The sequence below is a fragment of the Kosmotoga sp. genome (assembly GCF_982836095.1).
On the sequence record NZ_CEYIHJ010000086.1, the window covers coordinates 1 to 6,531 of the forward strand.

A 6,531-nucleotide genomic window follows, 5' to 3' on the forward strand; every position below is an offset into this window, starting at 1 on the left:
CACACCCAGATCGTTCGGATCATCCACCATTCCCGTTATCCAGCTTCCCATGAAATACAGTCCATATTCGCCGTTCCACCATTGTTTCAGGACAGTTGTCCATTCAATAGGTTCGCTGAAAAATCCCTGTTTCAGCAGGAAGGTGAGCTTATCCATTGCCTTTCTCACGGTATAGCTCTTCCAGCTGATGTTTCCTTCTATTAAATCTTTCTGGAGTTCAGGGCCACCAAAAGTAATCAGGAAATGTTCTGTTATGTCAGAAAGCGGCCAACCTACTCCATCACCACTGGCGATTGGTCCTTTCAACCCTGGAATTTGTTTTAGATACTTCAGCAGAAGTACAAATTCATCCCAGGTCTTCGGCGGTGTGAGACCGTATTTTTCAAAGAATGACTTTCTGTACCAGAATCCTGGCTTAACTTTGGCAGTGTAGGCAAATCCATAGATTTTACCATTGAAAGTTACATTGTCAAGGGCACCTGACAGGTAATTTGATGGCAAGACAACATCTGAAAGTTCAACGGCGTTTGCTGTGTTCTTTGCAAGGAAGGATGTCCACATAAATATGACATCCCCGGGCGCTTTCTTTGCCGCAAATTGAGCTGGTAAAATATTTGCAAGATCTTCCGCGCGATAAGTTTTGTATTCGACTTCTATCCCCGTTTTTTCCTGGAAAGCTGAAATAACCGGTAAGAACTTATCCAGTTCCGCACCTGACCAGGGAACGATAACCGTAATTTTGGCAAACGTCAACACTGTTAGCAAAATCACCATGAGCACGAGCAACTTTCTCATGCTAACACCTCCTTAAGATAATATAGAACGTAGAAAAGAGCAACCATAATAAATATACTACAAAACGCCCATTAAATTCAAGCCTTGAACTAAGTGTTCTATCAAAAAATCATTATTTCTTCATTCTGCATATGTGATTACGTGATAAAATATTTTTTTGATGACGATATGAGGGGGCATATAATGGATAGCAAAATCATTGTCTTTGCTGGTAATGTTGGTGCTGGCAAATCCACGTTGGCCCATGCAATTGGAAAGCAATTGGGATTTGAAATATTTTACGAATCCGTCGTCGATAACCCTTTTCTTGAAGACTTCTACCACGACCAGCGGAAATGGGCTTATCATCTTCAAAGCTATTTTCTGGTTCATCGTTTTTCGTTAATCAAAGAAGCCGAAATAGGAAATAAAAATGCGGTTTTTGACCGCTCTATTTATGAGGATGCAGCTATATTTGCGCAAAATCTCTATGAAACCGGGAAAATGCGAAAGAAGGAATTCGAAACATATATTCAGATGTTCAATTCCATGATGAAATATATCAGGCATCCTGATCTCCTCGTTTACATTGATGCTGACGTTGATACCATTCTCAGTCGCATTAGACGCCGGGGGCGTCAGATGGAGCTAGAGGTTCCCATAGCTTACTGGCAACAACTGGACAACCTTTACAAAGATTGGATTAAAGAATACGATTTTTCGCCGGTTTACAAAATCGACGCTGCAAAAGTCGATATAGTTTCAAACCCTGATCAGATAAACGAGTTAACAGAGGATATCAGACATATTTTGGCATTATAGGAGGATTCCCATGAAGAGAGCCATTCCACTGATATTTGTTATCCTTGTATTGCTGTCTTTTTCAAGGCTTTCTGCTATAAAAGAATACAAAGTAGATGCACAGGTTGATCATAATCCAAAGATGAAAGTTGCCTTTGTAACCTCGCCTGCGAGATTTCCTGATCAGGTATTACTAAAACGAGGTGTCTCGATGATGAAATCAAAGGGGCTCCAAGTTGTAGAGGGCCGAAGTTGCTCAGTTTATCTCTCCGATCAGGAAAAAGCCAGAGAACTTGAAGAAGCATTTGTCAATCCAGACGTGGATTTCATAATAGCTTCGAGGGGTGGGCATGGGTCTTTTCGCTTGCTGAAGTATCTGAACTGGGAAAGAATAAAGCAAAATCCCAAACCAATTGTTGGCTATAGCGACATCACGGCGTTGCTGCTTGCAATATATTTTAAGACAGGCATGATTACTTATCACGGTCCAATGGTTACTGTTGAATTAGACAACGATGAAAAATCTCTGGAAAATATGCTGGAAGTTCTCAACGGTGAAAAGGTCATACAATTCGACGGCAACAGAGAAGCAATAGTGCCCGGAGTAATGACAGGCAGGTTGATCGTGGGGAACCTTTCTCTATTCAAAACACTCCAAGGAACTGAATATTTTGGCAGCCTGAAAGATGCCATTTTAGTACTTGAAGATGTTGGAGAGTCCAGGGAATCTATTGAAAGAATGGTGTGGGGAATAGCTAATTTAAAAGAGTACAATGAACTCAGAGGAATCATATTCGCCGGATTCACAAACATTGAAAATGCGGGTTTCAATGAGATCGTGGAAATTCTCGAAAACCTTTTTGCTGACGCACCATTTCCAGTATGGATTGGGTTACCGATATTTCACGGCGACCTTCCAAAGCTCACGCTTCCCGTGGGGGCCTGGGTAAAAATCGATATGAAAAAAGGGACCATCAAAATCCTCGATGATCCCCTTCTTAATAACAAGCTCTTCTAATTTTAGTCGAAGTATTTTCTGGCTGCGTTGGAAATCGCGATTGCACCATCAGCAGCTGCTGTGACAATCTGGCGAACTTCCTTTTCCCTAACGTCTCCAACAGCGTATACGCCGGGAATTTCAGTTTCCATGTTTTCGTCTGTAACTATGTAACCATATTCGTTTAATTTCAGCTTATCCTTCAAAAATGTCGTGTTTGGGGCAAGGCCAATGAAGATAAAAGCCCCGGATACTTCCAGTTCAGAACGCTCACCAGTTTGGGTGTTTTTCAGAATCAGTTTTTCAACTTTGTCCGTACCTTCGATTTTCTCAACCACAGTATTGAATATGTAATCAACCTTACCTGTGGCTTCCACCCTTTGTTGAAGGAGTTTATCCGCGGTGAGCTTGGGAAGGTTCTGAACGATTGTAATTTTCTTTGCTATTTTTGTTAGAAAAAGCGTCTCGTCCAGTGCACTGTTTCCACCGCCAATAACCGCTATGTGTTGATCAGTAAAAAAGTGGCCGTCACAAGTAGCGCAATAGGAAATGCCCTTCCCGGCGAATTCTCTTTCGCCAGGAACACCAAGCTTTCTCGGGTTTGATCCGGTAGAGATTACAACAACTTTTGACGAAACTTTTTTACCATTGTCCAAAATGACGGTCTTTTTGTCTCCAGCAATTTCGAGGTCAATTACCTCTGCATTGAGAAATTCAACGTCAAATTCCCTGGCATGTTCCGCAAACTTTTCAGCAAGCTCGATTCCGCCTATTGAAGGAAATCCCGGCCAATTTTCGACTTTCTCGGTGTTGTTCACCTGGCCACCTTCAAGGGCCTTTTCAATGATTATGGGTTTCAATCCAGCCTGCACGGCGTAAATCCCTGCGGTGATCCCACCCGGACCGCCACCAACAATTATCACATCGTAATATTCCTTTAGGGTACTTTTTTGCTTAGCACTTCCAAGGTCGAAAAATGCCACTTTAAATCACCTCTTGTTCAAAGTGCTTTCAGTACTTCTTCAACATACTGTGGTTCAGGGTAAGCACCGACAAAGGTCACTTTGCCGTTTATCACAATATGTGGAACAGAACTCACACCGTATTCCATAGACAAATCCTGAAATTCGTTGGCTTCTACCATGGAAGCTGTGACAAATTCATTTGCCATGGCTATGTTATGAGCTGTTAAGACAGCCTTTGGACAGTAGGGACATGTTGGAGTCACAAAGACTTTAATGTCAATGGGTTTATCTATTTTTGACAACTTTTCAAGAGATTCCGGGGAAAGTTCTGGCTTGGCGTTATTTGAGAAACTCAAAATGTCCTGTAACAGTGTCCCAAATTCATGTCCGGAAGGAATACCGTAGAACCTGACGCCCTTATCAACTCCATCGGGTGTAAGCAATACAAGAGCAGGAGCCATCTTAATGTTAAAATCAGCTGCCTCTTCGGAATCAAGCTCGTATTTCTCATAATCAATCTGGTCTGTGATTTCGGTTAATTCTCCAATTAGCCCTTCAACTGTTGGACAGTAATCACAATTGCTATCAGAATTGAAGAACAGGATCTTAACCTTGCCACCCATTTCTGAGAGAATTTCCTTTACCTGTTTCCTTATTTCATCGTTGAGAAGTTTTTCAGCCATTTTTTAGCCTCCTAATTTTTGAATATCATACCCTATAGGGGTATAGTAACACGACTATGTTACTCGGGATTTGACAATTTGTTTCCATCTCTTTCACCAATCCAATTGAAAGCATAAATTATCGCAAAAAGAACTAATAGCACAGCCGTTATCGACGCTGCCTGATCCGGGATAAGGCGTCTTGTTTCTGAAAGTACGACCAAAATAGATGTGGTGATAAGCGAGAAACTCAACATTGAATTAATGAGCTTCCACTTTCCGTATTTGAAGAGAATGTTCATCAAATATTCCTGACGGGTATAGCCCATCGAAAGGAAAAAGGCTCTAAAGACGTCATCGAATTTGCTGAGATGTTCTGACAATCTCCTCATTATAAATAAGTACGCGAAGAAAAACAGGAAAGCAGAGGTAATCTTGCTATCCGTTACAAAGGAAATGATAATTGTCAGAAGCCCGAGAAGCGGTACATTCATAATTTTAAAACTCAAACCTGGTTTTCTGCTGACTTTGTAGAAGCTAAAAACGGTGGCCCCAGCAAAAGTGGTAGCCACCATTGTAATAATCAAAGAGTATGCAAACTTCAGCAGAAATTCAAAAGCCAGCATGGAATCACTTCTCTTTAGGCTTTTTTGCTGTTTTGGTACCGTCTTTTTTGAAAAGCTCAGAGATTGCTGCTATACTACCAAGAAAACCCGATGCTTCGTAAGGGAGGAACACTTTATTAGCTGTACCGTTCGCAATTTCCTTCAAAGTTTCCAGATATCTCACGGCGATGAGGTCATTAGTTGGCTTACCATCGTGTATAGCTTCGAAAACCTTCAAGATGGCGCCGGCCTGACCCTCTGCTTCAGCGATTAGTTTATACCTGCTGGCATCTGCAACTCTCTTTATTGCTTCGGCCTGACCCTCTGCTTTCAAAATAGCGGAACGTTTGTCACCTTCAGCTCTCGTTATCTGCGATTGTTTGTAACCTTCAGCCTCAAGTATGACAGCCCTCTTTGTTCTTTCGGCTTTCATCTGTTTTGACATGGCATCCATGATATCTTGAGGTGGGTCTATTTTCTTCAGCTCAACTCTTGTAACCTTGACACCCCATTTGTCCGTGGCTTCGTCAAGCACTTCTCGAAGCTTTACGTTTATCCTTTCACGAGAAGTGAGTGTCTGGTCAAGCTCCATTTCACCGATCACATTTCTCAAATTCGTCTGCGCCAGCTTGATTGCAGCCACTTCAAAGTTTCTCACGTTGTAAATTACTCTGAAAGCATCTGTTACCTCATAATATATCACCGCATCTACAGTAACAATGACATTGTCATTTGTGATCACTTCCTGAGGTGGAACATCGATAACCATCTCACGATGGTCAACCTTGATTATTCTTTCGATAAAGGGTATGATAAAATTCAACCCCGATTGTGCTTCGCGGTTGTATTTTCCAAGCCTTTCAACCAACCCCTTTTCGAATGGCCTGATGATTTTTATGCCTGAAGACGCTACGATGAGAATGACAACTGCAAGAATGATCCAGATTATCATATCTCTTCCCCCTCCTTCTTTGCCTCAGTTTCTATCGGCCTTACATAAACAGTTGTTCCCTCTATGCGCTCTATAACAACTTCCTCACCTTTTTTAATAACTTTTTTGGGATCAACTGACAACGCCCTCCAGTTTTCACCAGAGATTTTAACAATTCCTGTCCCCTTACTTGAATCTATATCCTGCACCACCGTCGCTACGCCATTTTTTAGTTCTTCAACATAAACCTTTCTCGGGGCTTCTCCCATTATCTTCTTCGCTATGGGTCGGGTGAAAATCACAAGAAGAGTACTGGCAACGGCAAAAACTGACACCTGCCAGCCAAGATTGAGCCCGAACATTGCTAAAATCCCGGAGAGAAACGCAGCAATGGAAAACCATAGAAAGAAAAAGGTAGGAGTGAGTATTTCAATCACGAGAAGAACAACACCAAAAATCATCCATCCGACATAGTTCATGCTTTCGCCTCCCCTAAAGGACAAAGAGTTTCTCAGGGTAAACGAAATAAATCTTCAACTCCCTATCCTCGAGTTTTTCAATAAAAGCTTTGGAAAGTCTTTTTATCCTCGTTGAATACCTTCCGGAGATATGATACAATATCAACCTTTTAATACCCTTTGACACTCTGACATTCTCAACTATTTCCTCTAAAGTCGAGTGGTTCTGATTTTTACGGTCTTTTCCATTGAGAAAGGTACATTCGTGCAACAGGGTTTCGCTATCTTCGATTATCTCCGGAGGGAGCGCATAGCTATCACCACTCACAGTTAGTATT

Annotated in this window: 8 protein-coding genes and 1 pseudogene; 2 read left to right on the forward strand and 7 right to left on the reverse strand. The window is 41.8% G+C overall.

The window, feature by feature from the left end; all coding sequences use genetic code 11:
* On the reverse strand, positions 1-795 hold a 795-nt coding region (locus AC3LHT_RS06630), incomplete at its 3' end, for an ABC transporter substrate-binding protein (RefSeq protein ID WP_488662350.1).
* A gap of 183 nt (positions 796-978) precedes the next feature.
* Here AC3LHT_RS06630 and AC3LHT_RS06635 point away from each other — a divergent pair.
* Together AC3LHT_RS06635 and AC3LHT_RS06640 are read left to right on the forward strand one after the other, a co-directional pair.
* Entirely contained in the window at positions 979-1,596 is a 618-nt protein-coding gene (locus AC3LHT_RS06635; RefSeq protein WP_488662351.1) for a deoxynucleoside kinase, read from the forward strand.
* Between the two features lie 10 nt (positions 1,597-1,606).
* Entirely contained in the window at positions 1,607-2,593 is a 987-nt protein-coding gene (locus AC3LHT_RS06640) for a S66 peptidase family protein (protein WP_488662352.1), read from the forward strand.
* A gap of 2 nt (positions 2,594-2,595) precedes the next feature.
* On the opposite strand, the gene trxB is transcribed toward AC3LHT_RS06640, so the two are convergent.
* The 6 genes and pseudogenes from trxB to AC3LHT_RS06670 form a co-directional block, all read right to left on the reverse strand.
* Positions 2,596-3,555: a thioredoxin-disulfide reductase gene (gene trxB, locus AC3LHT_RS06645; RefSeq protein ID WP_488662353.1), complete on the reverse strand. Its 960-nt coding sequence runs from the start codon at positions 3,553-3,555 to the stop codon at positions 2,596-2,598.
* 17 nt (positions 3,556-3,572) lie between these two features.
* Entirely contained in the window at positions 3,573-4,220 is a 648-nt protein-coding gene (pdo, locus tag AC3LHT_RS06650) for a protein disulfide oxidoreductase (protein WP_290645389.1), read from the reverse strand.
* Between the two features lie 59 nt (positions 4,221-4,279).
* Positions 4,280-4,825, reverse strand: a complete 546-nt coding sequence (locus tag AC3LHT_RS06655) for a hypothetical protein (protein ID WP_290645387.1) — start codon at positions 4,823-4,825, stop codon at positions 4,280-4,282.
* A 4-nt stretch (positions 4,826-4,829) separates the two neighbouring features.
* Positions 4,830-5,756, reverse strand: coding sequence for an SPFH domain-containing protein (locus tag AC3LHT_RS06660; RefSeq protein WP_290645385.1), 927 nt, complete (start codon positions 5,754-5,756; stop codon positions 4,830-4,832).
* On the reverse strand, positions 5,753-6,214 hold the full coding sequence (locus AC3LHT_RS06665; protein ID WP_290667537.1) for an NfeD family protein: 462 nt from the start codon (positions 6,212-6,214) through the stop codon (positions 5,753-5,755). The genes AC3LHT_RS06660 and AC3LHT_RS06665 overlap by 4 nt, the downstream gene beginning before the upstream one ends.
* 13 nt (positions 6,215-6,227) lie before the next feature.
* A pseudogene (locus tag AC3LHT_RS06670) lies at positions 6,228-6,531 on the reverse strand (MBL fold metallo-hydrolase); the annotation flags it as partial.

What these genes read in the sequence shown, in the direction of transcription:
- AC3LHT_RS06665 (WP_290667537.1), bottom strand. Translation starts at nt 6,214, where the DNA reads ATGAACTATGTCGGATGGATGATTTTTGGTGTTGTTCTTCTCGTGATT.
- AC3LHT_RS06635 (WP_488662351.1), top strand. Translation starts at nt 979, where the DNA reads ATGGATAGCAAAATCATTGTCTTTGCTGGTAATGTTGGTGCTGGCAAA.
- AC3LHT_RS06655 (WP_290645387.1), bottom strand. Translation starts at nt 4,825, where the DNA reads ATGCTGGCTTTTGAATTTCTGCTGAAGTTTGCATACTCTTTGATTATT.
- pdo (WP_290645389.1), bottom strand. Translation starts at nt 4,220, where the DNA reads ATGGCTGAAAAACTTCTCAACGATGAAATAAGGAAACAGGTAAAGGAA.
- AC3LHT_RS06660 (WP_290645385.1), bottom strand. Translation starts at nt 5,756, where the DNA reads ATGATAATCTGGATCATTCTTGCAGTTGTCATTCTCATCGTAGCGTCT.
- AC3LHT_RS06640 (WP_488662352.1), top strand. Translation starts at nt 1,607, where the DNA reads ATGAAGAGAGCCATTCCACTGATATTTGTTATCCTTGTATTGCTGTCT.